At 50.9% G+C, this 20,382-nt stretch carries 13 protein-coding genes and 1 other annotated feature; of the genes, 8 read left to right on the top strand and 5 right to left on the bottom strand.

Translation table 11 applies throughout. The features are described 5' to 3' along the window. Positions 1-121 precede the first annotated feature (121 nt). Entirely contained in the window at positions 122-1,477 is a 1,356-nt protein-coding gene (mgtE, locus tag ACPV3A_RS03555; protein ID WP_220684234.1) for a magnesium transporter, read from the bottom strand. Between the two features lie 206 nt (positions 1,478-1,683). On the opposite strand from mgtE, the gene ACPV3A_RS03550 reads away from it, so the two are divergent. Beyond that, a complete protein-coding gene (locus tag ACPV3A_RS03550; protein WP_426198173.1) occupies positions 1,684-2,604 on the top strand; it encodes an aldo/keto reductase in 921 nt (306 codons plus the stop codon). A gap of 130 nt (positions 2,605-2,734) precedes the next feature. Here the strand turns inward: ACPV3A_RS03550 and ACPV3A_RS03545 are convergent, their stop codons facing one another. Continuing rightward, positions 2,735-3,661 (bottom strand): NAD(P)-dependent oxidoreductase, encoded by a 927-nt coding sequence (locus tag ACPV3A_RS03545; protein WP_220684236.1) that lies wholly within the window; start codon positions 3,659-3,661, stop codon positions 2,735-2,737. Between the two features lie 185 nt (positions 3,662-3,846). On the opposite strand from ACPV3A_RS03545, the gene ACPV3A_RS03540 reads away from it, so the two are divergent. Then, positions 3,847-4,803 carry a 3'-5' exoribonuclease YhaM family protein gene (locus ACPV3A_RS03540; RefSeq protein WP_071223279.1) on the top strand — a complete coding sequence of 319 codons (957 nt, stop codon included), beginning with the start codon at positions 3,847-3,849 and terminating at the stop codon, positions 4,801-4,803. A 109-nt stretch (positions 4,804-4,912) separates the two neighbouring features. Here the strand turns inward: ACPV3A_RS03540 and ACPV3A_RS03535 are convergent, their stop codons facing one another. Both ACPV3A_RS03535 and ACPV3A_RS03530 read right to left on the bottom strand, forming a co-directional pair. After that, positions 4,913-6,376, bottom strand: a complete 1,464-nt coding sequence (locus ACPV3A_RS03535; protein WP_426198172.1) for a sensor histidine kinase — start codon at positions 6,374-6,376, stop codon at positions 4,913-4,915. Then, positions 6,373-7,062, bottom strand: a complete 690-nt coding sequence (locus ACPV3A_RS03530; RefSeq protein ID WP_426198171.1) for a response regulator transcription factor — start codon at positions 7,060-7,062, stop codon at positions 6,373-6,375. The genes ACPV3A_RS03535 and ACPV3A_RS03530 overlap by 4 nt, the downstream gene beginning before the upstream one ends. Before the next feature lie 392 nt (positions 7,063-7,454). On the opposite strand from ACPV3A_RS03530, the gene ACPV3A_RS03525 reads away from it, so the two are divergent. From ACPV3A_RS03525 to ACPV3A_RS03500, 6 genes are all read left to right on the top strand, one after another. Further along, a complete protein-coding gene (locus ACPV3A_RS03525; protein ID WP_426198170.1) occupies positions 7,455-8,666 on the top strand; it encodes a DUF418 domain-containing protein in 1,212 nt (403 codons plus the stop codon). Between the two features lie 275 nt (positions 8,667-8,941). Continuing rightward, positions 8,942-12,886 (top strand): discoidin domain-containing protein, encoded by a 3,945-nt coding sequence (locus ACPV3A_RS03520; RefSeq protein WP_426198169.1) that lies wholly within the window; start codon positions 8,942-8,944, stop codon positions 12,884-12,886. A gap of 75 nt (positions 12,887-12,961) precedes the next feature. Next, positions 12,962-14,185, top strand: coding sequence for a Gfo/Idh/MocA family protein (locus ACPV3A_RS03515; RefSeq protein WP_426198168.1), 1,224 nt, complete (start codon positions 12,962-12,964; stop codon positions 14,183-14,185). Between the two features lie 471 nt (positions 14,186-14,656). Then, on the top strand, positions 14,657-15,727 hold the full coding sequence (locus tag ACPV3A_RS03510) for a bifunctional 3-deoxy-7-phosphoheptulonate synthase/chorismate mutase (RefSeq protein ID WP_194544030.1): 1,071 nt from the start codon (positions 14,657-14,659) through the stop codon (positions 15,725-15,727). Positions 15,728-15,808: 81 nt separating this feature from the next. Then, positions 15,809-16,038 (top strand) — a binding site (T-box leader). 103 nt (positions 16,039-16,141) lie between these two features. Beyond that, the gene (locus ACPV3A_RS03505; RefSeq protein ID WP_426198167.1) at positions 16,142-17,704 is read left to right on the top strand and encodes a 2-isopropylmalate synthase; all 1,563 of its coding nucleotides are present in this window, start codon (positions 16,142-16,144) and stop codon (positions 17,702-17,704) included. 442 nt (positions 17,705-18,146) lie between these two features. Further along, positions 18,147-19,310, top strand: a complete 1,164-nt coding sequence (locus ACPV3A_RS03500; RefSeq protein ID WP_426198166.1) for an MFS transporter — start codon at positions 18,147-18,149, stop codon at positions 19,308-19,310. A 55-nt stretch (positions 19,311-19,365) separates the two neighbouring features. On the opposite strand, the gene ACPV3A_RS03495 is transcribed toward ACPV3A_RS03500, so the two are convergent. Then, a complete protein-coding gene (locus tag ACPV3A_RS03495) occupies positions 19,366-20,178 on the bottom strand; it encodes an SDR family oxidoreductase (RefSeq protein WP_426198165.1) in 813 nt (270 codons plus the stop codon). Positions 20,179-20,382 lie beyond the last annotated feature (204 nt).

Below are 20,382 nucleotides of genomic sequence, written 5' to 3'. Positions count from 1 at the left end.
TAACTTGCCGGATAAGAAACCCGTGGATTAACTTGATCTGGCAGATCCTCAAAAGACTTCCTGCTCGTGTGCGGGAAGGCTTTTTTCACCCTAATTGATGCTGTCTGTTCGTAAATTTCGGCTAAATGTAAGATAGAAACAGGGTGGCGATACCAAAGTAGATGACAAGCGACAGGATATCGTTAATGGTTGTAATCAGTGGACCGGAGGCCACAGCCGGATCAATCTTGAATTTGAACAGAATGAGGGGGATGATGGTGCCGGCCATCGTGCCCACGATGAGTGTTGCAATCAACGAGCTTCCGACCACAAGCCCCAGATAAACATTGCCCTGCCAGAAGTATGCGATCAAGGATATCAGGATCCCGCATGTGACCCCGATCATCAAGCCGACCTTCAGCTCTCTCGCTAACAGCCGGAACACCAGCGACTTGGTCATTTCTTTCGTAGTCAGGCCGCGTACAATAACAGCTAGCGACTGCGTGCCGGTATTGCCGGTCATTCCGGCAATCATGGGCATGAAGAAGGCTAGCGCCACAACCTGTGCCAGCGTCTCTTCAAATCGGGAAATGATCGTTCCCGAGATCAGACCGATGAATAAGAGCAGGACCAGCCACGGTAATCTTCGAAAGGCGGCAACGGTTGCTTTGGTGTTGAAGTCAATGGATTTGCCCCCGGTGGCGTTCATTTTCCGAATGTCCTCATCGGCTTCCTTGATGACGACATCGAGAATATCGTCAACCGTAATGATGCCTACAAGTTTGTTATCCTGTTCAACGACGGGGATGGCGACCAAATCGTATTTTTGGATTATCTGCGCGACTTCCTCCTGATCGGCATCCACAGGTACGGACAGTACCCGGCTGTGCATGATATCCACCATATATTCATCCGGTTCGGCCAAGATAAGACCGCGGTAGGACACCACACCCATTAGCTTCTTGTCTTGGTCAATGACGTACAGATAGTTGATCGTTTCGGAAATGGAGACGTAGGTTTTCAGCTTCTGGACGACCTCTGATACGGTGTAATGCTGGGGAATCCACACATAACGATTGGTCATGATTCGTCCCGCAGTTTCCGGCGGGTATTTCATCAGGTTCAGGACAAATTGGGATTCCTCGTCCCGCATTCCCTTGAGGAATTCGTCTTTCTGCTCAGGCGAGAGCTCATCAAGCAGAATGGCGAGGTCATCGTTATCCATCAAGTCCAGGATGATGGCTGTTTTTTCTTTGCCCAGCTTGCCCAAAACTTCGATCTGCTGGTCATGCTCCATTTCCTGAACCATATCGGCCAGCTGTTCCTCGTTCAGAAACTGCAGAAATCGGGTTTGGTCCGTATCACTGAGGTGGCTATGTATTCTGGCCAGGTCATAAGGAAGAAATTCATCGATCATTCGCTGAAAGTCATTGGGTGTTTTTGCTTTCAGACTCTCTATAATGTCCGGCATCCATTGCTCTAGTGTCCGGGTATTCACGCCGACAATCCTCCTATCTGATTCCTTTATATGATAACGAAATGATTACATATTATAGGGTTCACCATAACGACTTATTATTAAACAATCCGAGTGGATGAAAATAAGGGTGATGGACGAGAAAAAAGAGACCGCAGCATGAGTTGCAAACGGTTGCAATATCACATAAGATATAGGCGCACAAATCTAAGAGTAGGGGTGAGTATATGAAATACAGACGTCTTGGAAATACCGATCTGARAGTATCGGTAGTCGGTGTGGGAACCTGGCAGTTTGGCGGTGATTGGGGGAAGGATTTCAACCAAAAGGAAGTCGACGCCATCTTAACGCATGCGAAGGAGCTCGGCGTTAATCTGTTGGATACAGCCGAATGTTATGGTCCTCATCATATGTCTGAGAATTTCATCGGTGATTTCTTGTCGCGCGACCGCCGCGAGGATTGGGTCATTGCCTCGAAGTTTGGTCATCGATGGCATGAGCAATGGGAGAACGCTTGGGATGCGAAGCAGATCCGAATTCAGCTGGAAGAGTCACTTAAAGCGCTCCGTACCGATTACATCGACCTGTATCAATTCCATTCCGGCTCGGATGAAGTGTTCAACAATGATGACATGTGGACGATGCTGGACAAGCAGGTTCAGGCGGGAACGATCCGCAATCTGGGCATATCCATCGGAAGCAACAGAAATATCTATCAAACCGATAAGGCTGCGGAGGTGAATGCCAAAGCCATTCAGGTCGTGTATAACCGTCTGGACCCAGCTCCGGAGGAAGAGGTCTTCCCTTCATGTTTGAAGCAGGATCTTGGCGTGTTGGCGCGAGTTCCGCTTGCGAGCGGGTACTTAAGCGGAAAGTACAAGCCGGGAACGGTGTTCAGCGACAATGTGCGCAAGAATCGTGACCAGGACGAGATCAATGCCAAGCTGAAGCTTGTGGAAGAGATCAAGCAGAACGAAGTGCCGGAGGGCGTGAATATGGCCGAGTGGGCCTTGGCCTGGTGCTTAAAGCATCCGGCTGTCAGCTGTGTCATTCCCGGCTGCAAGAGCGTGGAGCAGGTGGAGACGAACGCAAGAGCCGTGGAGCTGGATTTGGTCCAAGACGACCATCCGGGAGCGTGGAAACCTTAGTACAGCCAGACTCGAGTGCGAATTGGGCGATGATACAAGAAAAAGCACCTGTGAAGGTGCTTTTTCTTGTATCATACACATCCTGCCTGCCAAACCGGCTACCATCCGCTTCGCAGGATGGAATCGAAATTTAGAGATGACTCTTAGAAGCACGGGATGGTTCAATGACATGATCCGCGGGCTTCATGAACGTTTCAATCAGGCTGGTAAAGCTGTCCCCGCCACGGCCATTGGCAACCCCCCGTTTAAAGATCTCCAGCACCGCTTCAGGCAGTGAAGCGTCAATCCCAGCGTCATGTGTAGTATGGACGATATGTTCAACGCTGGCAGCGCCCATGGCGAGCCGGTCCACGTCCCCCGGATATTCTCCTGCATCGATGCGCGGCGTATAGAACTCAATGAATTGCGGCAGCGATGCCATCGTGCTGATCGCATGAGGCTTCAATTGCTCTGCTGTGATGCCGTTAGCCTTGCCTACTGCAACAGCGTGCAAATAACTGAGCATCCCCGTCCAGAACATATCCATTCCGATCTGATAATATAGTGCGGCGAGCCCAGGATCTTCACCCCGATAATCCGTACTCGTCAGCACTTCAAGCAACTCCTTTTGGGACTCGAAGACATCCAAGGGGCCGCTGTAAAAGGTGAACGACTCCGGCTTTCCGATTCCCGACGGTGGGACCTGCACACCGCCTGTGAGATGCGAAGCGCCATGTCCGGCCAGCCATTTGGCTGCTTCCCGGGCTTTCTCCGGGGTGTCCGAGCTTAGATTAACGAATACCTTGCCGGCGAGGCTGTCTGAGTCCTTTTCAAGAATAGCGTACATCGCATGGTAATCCGTAAGACTGAGAATGACTACCTCGCTTGCATTCAAGGCTTCCTTAATTGTGGACGCTCTGATTGCTCCCTGATCAACAAGCTCATTGGCTTTACTGGCTGTGCGATTCCACAATGTGACCTCGTAACCGTGATTCAGTAACGTGCGTGCCATGGCTTGACCCATCGGTCCCAGGCCTATGATCGTCACGGATGATTGACTTTGCGTAGTGTTTTTCATTTTGAATTATAGCTCCTCTCAATAAGTCTAACCCTATGCTAAACGATGACACTGGTGTCAAAGTCAACAGCTGAAGTTTGGCTAATGATTCTGTGATTTTGCTGAGCGAATATTTCAGTGTAATAGACTCATTGCACGGGACTTTGTTATAGTTAACTTAACGGGATTTTTTGGGGAGGAACCAGATGAAACCTATTAATAAACTTAGCGTTCAAGATGATTTTGTTGGATTTTACTTGCTGAAGGAATTAAATATGAGACAGACCAACGGCACGCCGCCGAAAGATTATTTTGACATCATTCTCTCGGATGCGAGCGGCCAGATCTCGGCCAAGTACTGGGATGTAACCATACAGGATAAAGAAACGTTCCTGCCGATGCAATTAGTCAAAATCCGGGGAACCGTGCTGAGCTACCGGGATCAGCCTCAAGTCAAAATCAGCCGAATCCGTAAAGCAACGGATGAGGACGGCGTTTCCTTAACCGATTTTGTGAGGGCTGCGCCAATCCGTCCCGTGGATCTGTTACATACGATCAAACTTACGATGAATGAGATTACGGAGCCGCAGGTACGAAGCATTGTGCAGTATTGTGTGTCGAAGGTGGAAGAGAAGCTGATGCATTATCCGGCTGCCAAAACCTATCATCATGCCTATTTTGCCGGACTTGCCTATCATATTGTCCGCATGCTGGAGATTGGCGATTTCATCTGCAAGCAGCGGCCGTTTCTGAATCCGGACTTGATTAGGGCGGGCATTATCCTTCATGATATCGCAAAGCCGGAAGAGATGATCGCTCAGATGGGCATTGTTACGGACTACAGCAATCAGGGAAAATTGATCGGACATATCGCGCTGGCATCCAATTGGATCGTTGAAGCGGCCATACAGAACGACATCGCGCTGGATTCCGAAGTGGTACTGGGACTACAGCATCTCGTACTTTCCCACCATAACCTGGGAGAGTGGGGGAGCCCGGTTCAGCCGCAGACGGCTGAAGCCGTCGCGCTGCATCATATCGATCTGTTGGATGCCAAGCTGCAGATGGTAGAGGATGCCCTGGATACGACACTTGAAACGGAGCCGTGGACACCGATGATCCGCGGACTCGACAATAAGGCGATTTATCGACTGAAGGTATAAGGATTGCTTGAATACGAGTAAGAAAAGAGAGTGCCTTTTATAAAATGAGTGAGGCATCCTTCGATCCATTGGATCATGGAGGATGCCTCTTTGTTATGCTTGGAAAAGTTTAAGGTTCTTGGCTCGATATCGGTATGGTAAAGCGCACCGTTGCCCCGCGAGGCGGGGTGTTCTCGGCAGAAATATGCCCTCCATGATGCTGAATGAGAAGTTTGGCGATATACAGCCCCAGACCGGAATGCCCTTTTTGTCTGGAGGCATGATGATCCCCTTGATAAAACTGCTTAAATACCTGCTGCAGATCCTGCTGCTGCCCAAAGCCTGCTCCGTTATCCGTAACAGCCATCATCACCTGCTCCTCGATGATTTCGATCCGCCATAGAATCTGTCCGGCTTCAGGCGTATATCGAATGCTGTTCGAAACGAGATTATCCAGTACCTGCATGATGCGATAGGGATCCAAGAGGACGGGCTTCTTGTTCAATCGATTATCGTTGATCTCTGTATGGAAGATTATGTTCTGATTGCCGCATAAAGCGGCATATTCCATGGTTTTATCTTCTGCCAGCTCTTCAAGATCCACGGGAAGCGGCTGAAGCCGAAAAGAGACCTTCTCAATTTCTGCGATGGTGTTCATATCCTGAAGGAGTTTCGAAGCACGTGTCGTGTTGCGTTTGATGACTTGCAGGTATTGCGATCGTTTGGCTTCGTAAGACTCCCCGTTCATCTGCTCCAAGCCCTCAACATGTCCTTGAATAATCGTAAGCGGTGTCCGAAGGTCGTGAGCGAGAGCTGCAAACATGGTGCTTCTATCCTGCTCCAATCTCCATTCCCGCTCGATGGATTGCTCCAACTCTTGGCGCATGTCCTCAAAAGCATGTGTAAGCCGGTTAACTTCCGTTATTGACGATGTCCCTGTCATCGAAAAGTGTAAATTTCGCTCTTTAATCTGCTCGGCTCCTTGCAGAAGCTGCTGCAGCGGAGTGCTGATCTGTCGGCTGAATCGCCTTCCGAATATTAGCGTGAACAAGATGATGTACAGAAAAGGCGTCAGAACAAAGATGAGGGACCCGATGGTTACCAAGGGATTCAGCGCCGGATTGGATGCCGTCACCTTCAGGTTATATCCAAGCAGAAGAGCCCCTGCAAGATTTCCGTCACTGGAGACAACCGGAGTGTATTTCACGACTTGATTCATGCTTCTATGCGTCTGGTTCAAGCGTGCCAGTATTTTCTGCCGGCTAAGTGATTCGTTGAGAGGAAGATCACCATATAGGGGTTCGCCAGTAAGGGACACTACCAGGTAGGACATGCCCTGCGAGGGGATCACCTTTTCCAGATCGGCTTGTCCCTGCTTGCTCATGACAGAATCGCCCCGGGCTTCGGCGTACTCCGAAATTACAGGGATTTGAGCTTCATAATGATTGGCCGGGAACGCGATGTCATGGTTGAACAAGTATCCAAGCAGCATCGCGAGCAGTCCCCAGGTTACAAGCGTAGCCAGCAAGCTGCAGGCCAGGATCGAGGCGAAATGGCGGGCGAACGTGTTTTTGATGGAACGCTGTTTCATCATTTGGGATCCCACTTGTAGCCAATGCCCCATACGGTTTGAATATAGCTGCGGTCCTGTGCGTGGGCGGCCAGCTTGGCCCGTATTTTCTTAATATGCTCGGTGATGGTAGAGTCGTCCCCTTCAGCGTCAAATCCCCATAACTTCTCATAAATCTGCTCTCTGGAAAAGACCTGCCCCTGATGCATCGCCAACAGTTCTAAGATCTGATACTCCTTATTCGTAAGAGCGAGGTTGTGCCCGTTGCAGGTAACGGCATGTCCCTTGCAATCGATCGTCAGGGCTGGGAAGCGCAGGAAACCCTGTTCTTTGTGGGTGCGGATTCTCTGTTCTCGCCGCAGATGGGCATGGATACGGGCTTTTAATTCAGCAAGGCTAAAGGGCTTGAGCAAATAATCGTCCCCGCCGGCAGCCAGCCCTCGAATTCGGTCCACTTCACTTTGGCATGCACTCAAGAACACAATGGGACACTGCGTCCTTTCCCTAAGCTGCTCGCATACCTCAATGCCGTTCATATCAGGCATCATTACATCGAGTATGATCAGGGACGGCTGCTGTTTGCTCTGGATTAACGCCTCCTGTCCACTTCCGGCAGTTAGTACCTGATAGCCTTCAAGCTCCAGGGCATCTTGTATAAAAGAGATGATTTCTTCTTCATCATCGACTAATAGGATCGTTTCGTTTGCCATATCTATTACATCCTCCGAGAACTAGCTATTTATAAAGATCTATCTAGTTAGTGTACACCGCATTTCTAAAGAATGAATAAAGAAAGTCCGATTACTTGAAGTTTATAATTGCCCAACCTTCAACGGAGCAGGCGGAAATCGTTCTGGAGAAGCGATAGCGGTCGCCTGAAAGCCTTCCAAAGGAAAGCTGGCATCGGAAGCAAACACAGCATCCGGATTTCAACCATTCTTAATGGATAGATAGAAATTTGGGGGCAACAGCGATCGGAAGAATGATCCGCATGCGCAGTGATGCCTAAGCTACTATGTACTTACAGTTCAATATAAGTTTCTTTATCCTTTCTTTATGATTGTACCTTAACCTGAAGGCACATTGATAAGGAGGTACGATGATGGCAACGAATTTACAGCCAAGAATAAGGCTCATTGACAGCTTGAGGGGATTTGCACTATTAGGCATTTTTTTGGTGAACATTACGTTTTTTACGACATCGCTGCAAACCATTYCGTTCGGGGTTGAATTATGGTCAGGCTGGTACAATGAAGTCCTGATGCTGCTGCGCGGAATTGTAATTGACGGCAAATTCATATTGATATTCTCTTTCCTGTTTGGTTTTGGCATGGTGATGTTACAGGAGAGCAGTCAGGCAAAAGGACGAAGCTTTAATCGCATCTATACTCGAAGGTTGACGGCTTTGCTTCTAGTCGGTCTGATCCATGGAATTCTGATTTGGTACGGAGACGTTCTGACCCACTATGCACTCATGGGTTTTCTGCTGATGCTGTTTCAACGCTGCAAGCCAAGAACGCTGCTGGTCTGGTCGCTATCCCTGCTGCTGCTCGTTCCTGTTCTGCTGACGGGAGCAAGTCTGCTGAGCTCTTCGGCTGGACAGGTCTTTGAGCCGTTTAGCCAAGCGGATGCGCATCAGATAGGTGTTTATTTCCAGGAGCGGGATGCAGCCATATACGGAGAGGGGACGATGGTCCAGATCATCGCTCAGCGGCTGAATGATTACATCGGCTCCATCTTGAATATGGTGGTCTTCTACCCCCAAGTATTAGGGATGTTCCTGATGGGTGCCTACTTCTGCAAGCGTCGTATTTTGCATGAGGTCCAGAAGAACCGGAAAGGGATCATCCGTCTGGTGGTCATTGGAGGTAGTTTGGGTCTTGTTCTTCAACTTGTGATGTCGCTAGCGGATGGACTACCATCCTGGTGCGAGGCGGTAGTTTTATTCGTTGGAGGACCATTCTTGGCACTGGGCTATATCGGTGCGTTTGCACTTTTATACCAGAATAAAACGTGGCAGAAGGTGCTGGATTTATTTTCTTATCCCGGAAAAATGGCCTTCACCAACTATTTGCTTCAATCGATCCTTTGCGGATTGATCTTTTACAGCTACGGATTGGGGTGGTATGGGAAGATCGAACCGATCTGGCAGATGGTGATAGTTGTCGTCATTTTTGCTCTGCAAACAGCCTTAAGCAGGGTCTGGTTGAAGCGGCTTCCKATGGGACCATTCGAATATATCTGGCGCCTGTTTACGTATTGGGGAAATCCGGTGAAACAACAGGGGCAGAAGGCCGCAATGCATGCTGAATAATCTAGGTTAGAGCCTCGCATAAAGTGTATTTTCATAAAAATTTCACTAAGCGCTCGTCCCTTATGGGGCGAGTTTTTTTATAAGAAAACCGAACAAAAATATCGGGCGGCATGATACCGATTAAAGATGCATTATCAATTTTTAAGATATGTTGTACGGCTCTAAGGTGCTTGCGTTATGATGCTAGGTATAATAATTCGAGGTGAGAGGAGATGAGGGGCAAGAGCAGCATAAAGCAAGGCAAATCTGATGAATCTGTGAGTGGGAGGGATTGGATGATGTTCTTTAAACGCTGGCTAACGATCGTGCTTGTTATCGCATTGTCAGCAGGTGGGCTTTCGAAGACGAGAGGTGAGGCTTGGGCAGATCAAGCGGATACGCAAGGCAGCAATCTGCTGCTGAATTCGGACTTTGAAGCCGTGACCACGAAGGCTTCTTGGCTGGACCAGGTGGCTCCCGAGCATGTCAGTGAATGGAAGGCGGCAGGAAATCCGGTGTTTGCGGTCGATGACTCCGTCTATTATAGTGGGGCCCGTTCTGTCTCCATTACCGGTACTGTGTCTGGAACCGACCGGGGAGCGATAACACTCCCTGCGGCAGGCATTGAAGCGGGTAAGAGTTATATGCTCACCGGCATGTATAAACTGGAAAACGTTTCGGATCAGGTGCTGGTCCGCTTCCAGTACAAGAGAAGCGGTACCAGCAGCATTAGCTATGCGTTTCAAGGTGAAAGGGGGACCAAGGATTGGACCTACTTCAGCCATGTCGTTCATGTGGCTGCGGACATGGATGCCAATCCTCAGGGAAAGGTGGAGGCCTTTCTGGAGAAATCGGCGGGTACGGTCTGGTTCGACCAGCTCTCCATGCGGGAGTATGTCCCGCTGCGGGATATTACACTCGACCGGCAGACCATCAGCCTGCAACCGGGAGAGACCGGGCGTTTCCAGGCAGCCTATGAGCCGGAGAATACTTCAGATACGTTCCTGGAATGGGCTTCATCTAACACGGTCGTAGCTTCGGTGTATCAAAGCGGGGAGGTGGCGGCGCATGCGACCGGTCATGCTGTCATATCTGCTATGTCCCCGCAGAGCGGCATAACAAGACAGGGCGTCGTTACCGTGGGTACGCCGCCTTCGCTTATCGCCGAGTCCTACTTGGGATCCATTAGCGAGAATGGCGTACTAGACGGACAGCTAGCTGCTGCCGACAGCTCGGGAGCTTCGGTTTCATTTGAACTGGCCGCTGCACCACGCAATGGTACGGTATCGGTCCTGCCTGATGGTTCGTTCCGGTATTATCCGAACCGTGGTTACGCGGGTGCCGATTCGTTCATTTTCTTGGCTTATGGAGCGGATGGGGGACCTGCAGCCGCCGCGGCGAAGATTGAGGTACTTCCTCTGGATTCGCCTCCGCTCTTGGATTTGACGTGGTATTCGACCGAAAAAAACACTCCGCTAACCGGACAACTGGGCCGCCTGTTGTCGGAAGAACAGGTGGAATGGACACTCAGCACGTCTCCCCGCGGTGAAATGAGTCTGGCTTCGGACGGCTCCTTTACTTATACGCCTGCCCCCAATGAAGTCGGCTACGATACGTTTGAAGTTACGGCGACGACAGCATCCGGAAAATCGGCGACCGGGAAGACACGTATTTTTGTGGTACCGGATGAAGAGGATCTATTGGATCAATTGACCTCCATCGGTAATGAAGGCATACATCCCCGCGTGTTTGCGGATGCCGGTGATTTTGCTTCCATCCGTGAACTCATCGGGCAGGATGAATATGTGACAAAGTGGTTTGATCAGTTGAAGCGGGAGGCGGATCGGCTGCTGGATACGGAGCCGTACGGATATCTTGCGAATGGAGGCAGCAACAGCAATGTTCGGGATTTGCTGATTCGAACATCGATGATGTATCAGCTGACCGGGGATGAAGCCTATGCTCGGCGGGCAATCGAGGAGTTGAAGGCTGCCGCGGCATATCCCGACTGGGGAGGACGTTATAACAATATGCTCTCCTTGACGTATATGACGCTTGGATTTTCGCTCGCATACGACTGGCTGTATGATGCCATGACTGAACAGCAGCGGAACATGGTACGGGAGGCGGTCATGAAGCATGCGTTCAGCCACGCGCTCTCCTGGTATCGCGGCGAATTCACCCATAACGGGGAGTATAACAACATCAACTTGGTGGATAATGGCAGCTTTTCCGTTGCGGCGCTAGCCATGCTGGGCGATGAAGAGAAGGTGACGCAAGCCGGGCTTGAAATTCTGCGCGGGTCTTATCGCAAGCTGCAGAATACGCTCCGTTTCTTTACGGAGGACGGATCGTGGCCGGAGGGGCCGCATTATTGGCAGTACGGGACGGAGTTTCTATTTTTCAAGATGGCTGCCATGCACCGTACGCTTGGAACCGATTACGGGTTGGCCGAGCTTGAGGGGGTGAAGGAATCCGGCGAGTATCCGCTGCATTTATGGGGGCCGGGAGGATTCTTTAATTTTTACGATTCGGCGACACCGAATGTGCATCCCCAGACCCTTTGGATGGCAGATTTCTACGATCAGCCGCACATCGCCTGGTATGCAGGCGAACTGACCCGTCGTAAAGGGGCTTTTTCTCCTTACTACCTGCTGTTTTACCGTCCGGGGATGTTTGATGAGTTGCCCCCTTCACTGGACCGTACATTCACAGGTATCGAATCGATATCCATGCGTAGCGGATGGACGAACTTGAACGATACCTTCGCTTCGGTGAAAGGTTTTAACGATACATTGCTGAGCCATATCGATATGGACGCAGGCACATTTGTGTTCGATGCGCTGGGTGAGCGGTGGGCGACGGATTTAGGGATGGAAAACTATAACCTGCCCGGCTTCTGGGACTATGCCGGCGGACAACGCTGGACCTATTACCGTAAGGGTGCACAGGGACAAAACGTGATGATAATGAACCCGGAATCGAATCCCGTCTTCATGCAGGATTACGATGCGCGAGCACCGCTTGTAAGAAGTGCTTCCAAGCCGCGGGGCGCTTTCGGCATTATCGACCTAACTGAGCGGTATCCGAAAGATGCATTATCCTACAGGCGTGGATTAATGCTGACCGGCGATCGCCAGCAGTTGATCGTGCAGGATGAGTTTGACTTAAAATCGTCATCCGAGCTCTATTGGTTCATGCACACGGAAGCGGATATTGAAGTGCTCGGGAGTGGCCAAGAAGCCGTGCTGACGCAGAAGGACAAAAAACTGTACGTCAAAATGCTGGATGCTCCCGAAGGGGCGGCATTCTCCGAGATGATGGCCCAGCCGCTGGAAGGGACGCCGAATCCTTCGGGTCAAACTGTAAATCACGGCATACGCAAGCTGGTTGTTCATATGGCCGGCGCGAACCGGGGCCGACTGTCGCTGTGGATGGTCCCTTTGACCGAAGAGGCTCCGCTTCCGGAAGAAGCGCCGGAATTCCGCAGTCTTGACGATTGGTCGATTCCGGACGGTCCCATGCAGGAACGGGACCGGCTGCCTGAAGTGAATTCCATCCTGGTGGACGGCTCCGCTCTGGCCGGGTTTGATCCGCAGCGAACTTACTACGAATGGACGGTTCCGTACGATCAGCGCTCGAAGGTTCCGGAGATAGGGGTTGTTTCCGATTTTGACGCTGCTGTCATACATGCCGAGGGTATCCCCGGCAAGACGTATATCGATGTGACCGATCCGTCCAATCCGGGTGTTCACAATCGGTATACCGTTGCTTTGGTACCTGGGCCGTTGATTGGGGATCCCCCTCCTGGTCACCGTTTGCCGATTCAGGAGGTCACAGCCAGCGCTTCTCCGCAGGCTAGCTACGGATATACCCCGGACAAGACGATCGACGGAGATTACGAGACGCGCTGGACATCGGAAGGATCGCATTGGATTCAATACGATCTCGGCGAGAACCGGAAGGTGGGCGCGGTTTCGATCGCTTTTTTCAGCGGTGAAACACGCAGATCCTATTTTACCGTGACGGCATCCACTGACGGGGTCCACTGGAACACGGTTTACCCGGACGGACTCAGCTCAGGAACGACCGCCCAACCGGAAGTATTCCAATTTCCCGAGGTAACGGCGAGATTTATCCGCATCAACGGATCGGGCAATACGTCGAACCAATGGAATAATTACACGGAGGTCGGCATCTTTCGTCCGATGAACGGAAACGGATGGGGCAGGGGACAATGATGGCAGAGCCTCGTTCTGCCATTTATCAACATAAGGTTAAAGGGGCCAATTCATGATAGAAGGAGTAGTTCATATATGATCGGGTACAACGATTCCCAAGAAAAGATTCGGTTAGCCTTTGTCGGTCTCGGCAAACGCGGAAAGGATCTGCTGAGGCTGCTGAGTGATATGCCGGATGTGGAGATTACGGCGATTTCGGATCTATACGAGGATCGCCTTCAAGAGGCTGCACGGCAGGTTGCTGAAACTGGAAGTCCTGTCCCTGCTTCCTCTACGGATTATCGGGAAGTGATTGCACGTAGGGATGTAACGGCTGTTATCATCGCTTCATCCTGGACCAGCCACAGCGAGATCGCCGTGTCCGCGATGAGGGCGGGAAAGCCCGTGGCATCGGAGGTGGGAGGCGCTGCTTCCCTCGAGGAATGCTGGCAGCTGGTTCGCACCTATGAGGAGACCGGTACGCCCTGCATGCTGCTGGAAAACTGCTGTTATGGCCGGGAAGAAATGGCGCTGCTGAGGATGGTAAGAGAAGGGATTTTCGGGGAACTGCTTCACTGTCAGGGGGCTTATCAGCATGACCTCCGGGAAGAAGTAGCGATGGGGGTGGAAAACCGCCATTACCGCGTCCACAATTATTTGCACCGCAACGGCGATGTGTACCCGACCCACGGTCTGGGGCCAGCAGCCAAAATGCTGAACATCAACCGGGGCAACCGTCTTACCAAGCTTTCCTCCATGTCCACCAAGACGCGCGGAATAACAGAGTGGGCTCGCAGAAACCTGGGTGCCGAGCACCCGGCTACGCTTACGGATATGGCTCTCGGTGATATTGTTACCACCATGATTCAGTGCGCCAACGGTGAATCGATTCTGTTGACGCACGATACATCCCTGCCCCGTCCATATTCCCGCGGGGGACGCATACAGGGAACGAAGGGCATTTGGATGGAGGACGGCGCCGTTATTCATATCGAGGATCGAAGCCCGGCCCATGCATGGGAGCCGTTCGAATCCTATTTCCACGAGTACGAGCATCCGGTGTGGGCGAATTATTTGAAAGACGGCGTACGGGGAGGGCATGGCGGCATGGACTATCTATGCTTGCGCGCTTTTGTCGAGAGTGTGCTCAAGAAAACGGAAATGCCGATCGATGTGTACGACATGGCCGCCTGGATGGCGGTGACCGCGCTATCCGAGCAGTCGATTGAACTTGGAGGCACATTGCTTCCGTTCCCCGATTTCACGAACGGGAAATGGATGAACAGACCTCAGGGCAACTCCACAGCTTATGCACTTTAAGTAAGGGAAAGATCTATGTGTGTATGGAGATTGTGAACACCTGCAAAAAGCAGAAATTAATGTTTCTTCACTGCATCAAAGCACCCAAGCTTTAAATAAAACTCTTGCAATTTTAATTCGGAGTGTAATACAATGCTTCTTAATTAACCAACACGATATGTTATAACAAGCGATGATGGAAAGAGTAAGCGAAAGAACGTTCCTGACAGGAAAGGGCAGCCACCGACTGAGAGCGCCCGGGCGAAGGTTCTCCGCTGAAGTTCATTCCGGAGCTGGTATGCTGATAATCTGCATGTTGCGTGCAGAGGGTAGGTTTACCCGTAACCCTTGCGTTAAGAGGTTCAAGTGAGATGTGTTTGCTTTTTTTCGGCATATCTAATAAGGGTGGTACCACGACTCCTCGTCCCTTTCCGGGCGGGGGGTCTTTTTGTTTTTATAAACCAGAAATAAAAGGTGAGGGAGAGATTTCAGATGAGTCAAGGACGTTTGGAACAATTAAGATCAGAGCTGGATTCCGTTAATCTTCAACTGCTGGAGCTGTTGTCGGAGCGGGCACGAATCGCCCAGGAGATCGGTCAGGAGAAGCAAAAGCAGGGAGTTCCTGATTTTGATCCGGTACGCGAGAAAAAAATGTTGGATACTCTGGTGGAGCATAACCAAGGTCCTTTCGATAATGAAACGGTGCGTCATTTATTTAAACAGATTTTCCAGGCATCCTTGAAGCTGCAGCAAGTCGATCACAAGAAGCATTTGCTGGTGAGCCGGAAGAAGAAGCAGGAAGACACGCTGATTCAGCTGGGCAATACGGTGATCGGCGGCGGTACGCCGGTAATGATCGCAGGGCCATGCTCCGTTGAGAGTTATGAGCAAGTACGCCAGGTTGCGGCTGCCCTTAAGGAAGCGGGCATAACCGTCATGCGCGGCGGCGCGTTCAAACCGAGAACATCGCCTTACGATTTTCAGGGCTTGGGCATTGAGGGCCTGAAAATTCTGAAGGAAGTGGCGTCCGAGTTCGGCCTGAAGACGATCAGCGAAATCGTGGACCCTGCGCATATCGAGCTTGCGTGCGAATACATTGACGTCATTCAGATCGGTGCGCGGAACATGCAGAACTTTGAGCTGTTAAAAGCGGCAGGGGATGTTCAGACGCCGGTGCTGTTGAAACGCGGACTTGCGGCTACGATCGATGAGTTCGTGCACGCTGCGGAATACATCGTGTCCCGCGGCAATACGCAAGTGATGCTGATTGAACGCGGCATACGGACATACGAGAAGGCGACGAGAAACACCCTGGACATCTCGGCGGTGCCGATTCTGAAACAGGAAACGCATCTTCCGGTGCTGGTGGACGTGACCCATTCCACAGGCCGCAAGGACATCCTGGCCCCTTGTGCCAGAGCGGCTCTCGCTGCAGGAGCTGACGGCGTGATGGTAGAGGTTCATCCCGATCCGGCTACGGCGTTGTCCGATGCGGCGCAGCAGCTGAATATTCCGGAATTCCATGATTTTCTGGCGAATGTGAAGAAGTCCGGATTGCTGTAAAAAATGCACTCTTTCGCTTCTGGAAGATAAAGGGTTGACAAAGCGCTTCTCATTCCTTAAGATAATTATCAAAATTCATATCGAAATGTTTTGATTAGAAATAGTAAAAGCGAAATGACTTTTCAGAGAGCCGTTGGAAGGTGTGAAACGGTAATGTCGTTCCCTTTGAACTCGTCTATGAACAGCTGCCTGATCATGTAGGGTTAGCCGGAGTTCCACCGTTATAGGGATAGATGGTGATGGCCATCGAAGAAGATCATTTTGCATAAAATGAATTAGAGTGGTACCGCGGGTTCAMCCCCGCCTCTATACGTAGAGGCGGGGTTTTTTTGTTGGTTAAATTCCGGGTTTAACCAACCCCGCTTGATATAAATGAATGAAAATGAACGATCGATGATCGAGGAGGAATATCAAATGGAACGCAATATTATCGTATTGGACACAACCTTGCGCGACGGAGAGCAGGTTCCGGGCGCCAAACTGAACGTACAGCAAAAAATTGAGTTTGCGCAGCAGCTAAAGCGGCTGAACGTCGATATTATCGAGGCTGGTTTTCCCGCGTCTTCGACAGGGGATTTTCAAGCGGTTCAGGAAATCGCCCGAACCGTAGGTGATAGCGTCTCCATTACTGCGCTTGCTCGCGCGGTGAAGGGCGATATCGATGCCGTATATGAGAGCATTAAGCTTGCGCAAAATCCGCTGATTCATATCGTGCTTGGCACCTCGAACATTCATGTGGAGAAGAAATTCAATCGCTCCAAGGATGCGGTGCTCCAGATGGGCGTTGATGCGGTGAAATATGCCAAAACACTGCTGCCTCATGTCCAGTATTCGACGGAGGATGCATCCAGGTCCGATTTTGAATATCTGTGGACAACGATCGAAGCCGTCGTGAAGGCCGGAGCAACGATGATAAACGTGCCGGATACGGTCGGTTATGCCGTACCGGATGAGTTCGGCGAATTGATTCGCAAAATCAATGAACGCCTGAAGAATCTGAACGACCAGGTTATTCTCAGCGTTCACTGTCATAACGATCTCGGGCTAGCTACGGCGAACACGCTCAGCGCAGTGAGAAATGGTGCCCAGAAAGTAGAATGCACGATCAATGGTTTAGGGGAGCGCGCAGGCAATACATCGCTGGAAGAAGTGGTCATGGGACTGAAGGTACGGGAGAATCACTTTAAGGCCTCCACCAACATCCGGCTCAAGGAGCTGATTAGAACCTCCCGGCTGCTGACGCATTTGACGGGCCTGGATGTGCAGGTGAACAAGGCGATTACGGGTGAGAATGCATTCGCGCACTCATCCGGCATTCACCAGGACGGCCTGCTGAAGGATAAACAGGTTTATGAGATTATGTCGCCGGAGGAAGTCGGCGCCGACAGCATGGAGCTGATCCTGACGGCGCGGTCCGGAAGGCATGCGTTCAAGAATGCGGTGGAGAAGCTTGGCTTCGAGACAGGCGAAGGCGAAGATTTTGAAGCGCTGTTCGCGAAATTCCTGCAGTTGGCCGATGCCAAGAAGGAAGTATATGACCATGACGTTTTTTATCTGGTGACCCAACACCGTACCCATGAAGAAGTCAGCAGTCATCTGTATGAGCTGGATTCGTTCCAGGTCGTGACCAATGATCTGTATCCGACGGCAACGGTGAAGCTGAGAAAAGGCAGCGAGACGTTCAGGGACAGCATGGTGGGGGATGGCCCGATCGATGCGCTGTACAGCGCCATGAAAGCGTTGGTCGGTTTGGACGTACAGTTGAAGGATTACAAAATCAACAGTCTGTCCAGGGGAAAAGAAGCCATCGGCCGGGTAAACATTCGAATCGAATACCAAGGCAAAACCTATTCCGGGCGCGCGATGGATACGGATATCATTAAGGCAAGCGCGTTGGCTTTTCTTAACGGGATTAACGCGGTATTGCTTGATGCCGGCCAGGATGTGCGGCTGCAAGCGCCGGTGGATGCACGATAATTCATGGTATGAGACGGTTGCGTTCACCAGAGGCCAAGCCATAACGGTAACGTAAAGCTGGTGCGGAGGGTGGATACCCCACGTCTACTTCTAATGTAGAGGTGGGGTATGCGGCCGCCCGTAACCGATGGATTTTAAAAGCATACTTATTGACCGTTCGTTACAAAATATATATAATGAGCTGGAAACTATAGGAGAGAGGAGCCGATCATGGTGCGAAGATTACGGTGGAATACGTCCTTGCAGCGGAATGGCATGTTCTTTCATGCCGAGATGTAGAGTGGGCGAGGTGGCTTATTTTTTTGGATGGTTTTGTACTAATCGGTAAAATAGTTGATTGTATGCGAAGTGCGTCTTATTCGAGCTTACGGGACTCACGGATCCTATTTTTGTACCGATAATTACAGAAGTGTGGAATAATAAAAGACAGGAGTGGTTTCTTTTGCCTTTATCCATTTATATATTAGGACTTATGATTTTCTCGATGACAACCTCTGAGTTTATGGTAGCAGGCATTATGCCTTCGCTTTCGGCAGAATTCGGCGTTTCGGTTGCAGCCATCGGTTATCTCATTACCGCTTATGCCGCCGGCATGATTATAGGAGGACCGCTGCTGACGGTAGGGCTATTGAAGGTGCCGCGCAAACAGGCCTTTTTGATATTGGCTGCCATTTTTCTTGTCGGTCAGACGCTGGGCGCTGTCGCGACCACATATGAAGTGATGATGGCTGCCAGAGTGATCACGGGTATCTCCTCTGCAGCGGCGTTTGGCGTCTCGCTTGCGATTAGCTTTTCCCTCGTCGGCCCGGAATCGCGTGGAAGGGCGGCGTCGATCGTCCTCGGCGGTTTAATGGTTGCAACGGCGATCGGACTTCCGCTGGCGATGTGGATCGAGCAGCTATTAGGCTGGCGTGCCAGCTTCTGGGCTGTTGTGGTTCTGGTATTGGCATCGGGCCTGGTGGGGCTGTTTACGATCCCATCCTTGCCCAGAACGGAATCGGCCGGCATTCGTGGAGAGTTTGTTGCCTTCAAGAATCGCCATCTATGGGCTGCATATGCCACAAGCATGCTGATTATCGGAGCTACCTTTGCCGCATTCAGTTATTTCTCGCCGATCTTAACCGATCTTACCGGCTTTGGCGCTCAGGCGGTTCCGATCCTGCTTGGCGTTTACGGTGTGGCGACGGTGCTTGGCAACATGGTCACCGGCAGACTGGCGGATCATTATATGATGCAGATCCTCACCATTGGGTTGGTCGCTCTAGCGACGGCTTTAGTGGTATTCGGACTGTTTGTGCACAGCCAGGTGATCGCTATGATTGCGGTTGTGATCGTAGGTTTAGCAGGTGTGCCCATGAACCCGGCCATGGCGACCCGGGTCACCCGGGTTGCCGATACGGGGTCGCTTGTTACGACGGTGCATGGGTCCGTGATCAGCCTTGGCGTTGTCGTTGGATCCTCCATCGGAGGGATGGCGATGGATGCTGGTTTTGGCTTGGCGTCGCCTCTATGGGTTGGGGCGTTCTTGGCTGTTCTCGGTTTGCTGTCCTTACTGCCAGCCGTGCGAGGTAGGGGGAAAGCACAGCCTCTGTCTTCCGATCAATGATGCATTACCTGAAACCACCAGCTCCGAATAAAAGGGAGCTGGTGGTTTCTAATTTTCAGCTGAACTGCTGCGTGATCCCCGCCATAAACTCCTCCTCCGAGGCTTTGCTTCGCAAATCCATCAAGAAATGAGCATCCGTTCCGGATAAATAGCGGAAACGGGAGGATGTATCTGTAGCCGCTTCGTAAATGGTTTCAGCAATTAACTCCGGTGTGGAGACGTTGGTTTCAAAGCTGGCCATTTGTTTTTGCAGCACCGTTTCTGAATAGGCCGCATAAGCATTCAGCGAAGGGTGTGACAGCAGATCCAATGAACGTCCGGTAAAGTCTGTTGCAACGTTTCCGGGCTCTACAACTTTCACCTTAATATTCTGTGCAGCCAGCTCATAGAACAAGGACTCCGAGAACCCTTCGATGGCCCACTTGCTCGCATGATACAAAGACAGAAGAGGAAAGGCAACTCTGCCGCCAACGGATGAAACATTGATGATAGTTCCCTCGCCGTTCATTCTGAAATGGGGGAGTATAGCCTGGGTTGTCTGGAGGACACCAAATACGTTGACATCAAACTGTTTTCTTACCTGTTCATCCGTTGCGGCTTCAAATGCGCCAATGGCTGCGTAGCCTGCATTGTTCAGCAGCACATCGATTTTACCGAATTGCCGAATCCCTTCAGCGATGGATGTTTCGATCGTTTCCTTCCGTACAACATCGAGTCTTGTGACCAGCATACGCTCTCGCTGAATGAATTCCATCTCCTTCTCCGGCGAACGCATGGTTGCGATAACGTTCCATCCTCGCTCCCAAAAATACTGTGCGGTTCCTCTTCCGATTCCTGAGGATGTGCCTGTAATTAAAATGGTCTTCATAGTCTTATTCCCCCTCTATTCTCACTTGCAAGGAGAGTATATAACGAAAGCTGAACAAAGTAAACTTATTTTATTAAATCAGTAAATTAAATATAATTCAAATGGTTATTAAGCACAATGTCTCCTTGAACGGCCAGCATAGGAAAACACATGCGATCAGAAGAAAGTACATGTTAATGCAAGGGAATTGGATGTTATTATGAA

Source organism: Paenibacillus sp. Dod16 (assembly GCF_049893405.1).
In the GTDB taxonomy this organism is placed as follows: domain Bacteria; phylum Bacillota; class Bacilli; order Paenibacillales; family Paenibacillaceae; genus Paenibacillus_AQ.
Note: the sequence above shows the minus strand (reverse complement) of the source record. Positions and strands in the feature narration are given on the sequence as shown.

What these genes read in the sequence shown, in the direction of transcription:
- ACPV3A_RS03520 (WP_426198169.1), top strand. Translation starts at nt 8,942, where the DNA reads ATGATGTTCTTTAAACGCTGGCTAACGATCGTGCTTGTTATCGCATTG.
- ACPV3A_RS03515 (WP_426198168.1), top strand. Translation starts at nt 12,962, where the DNA reads ATGATCGGGTACAACGATTCCCAAGAAAAGATTCGGTTAGCCTTTGTC.
- ACPV3A_RS03545 (WP_220684236.1), bottom strand. Translation starts at nt 3,661, where the DNA reads ATGAAAAACACTACGCAAAGTCAATCATCCGTGACGATCATAGGCCTG.
- ACPV3A_RS03540 (WP_071223279.1), top strand. Translation starts at nt 3,847, where the DNA reads ATGAAACCTATTAATAAACTTAGCGTTCAAGATGATTTTGTTGGATTT.
- ACPV3A_RS03530 (WP_426198171.1), bottom strand. Translation starts at nt 7,062, where the DNA reads ATGGCAAACGAAACGATCCTATTAGTCGATGATGAAGAAGAAATCATC.
- ACPV3A_RS03535 (WP_426198172.1), bottom strand. Translation starts at nt 6,376, where the DNA reads ATGATGAAACAGCGTTCCATCAAAAACACGTTCGCCCGCCATTTCGCC.
- ACPV3A_RS03495 (WP_426198165.1), bottom strand. Translation starts at nt 20,178, where the DNA reads ATGAAGACCATTTTAATTACAGGCACATCCTCAGGAATCGGAAGAGGA.
- ACPV3A_RS03505 (WP_426198167.1), top strand. Translation starts at nt 16,142, where the DNA reads ATGGAACGCAATATTATCGTATTGGACACAACCTTGCGCGACGGAGAG.
- ACPV3A_RS03510 (WP_194544030.1), top strand. Translation starts at nt 14,657, where the DNA reads ATGAGTCAAGGACGTTTGGAACAATTAAGATCAGAGCTGGATTCCGTT.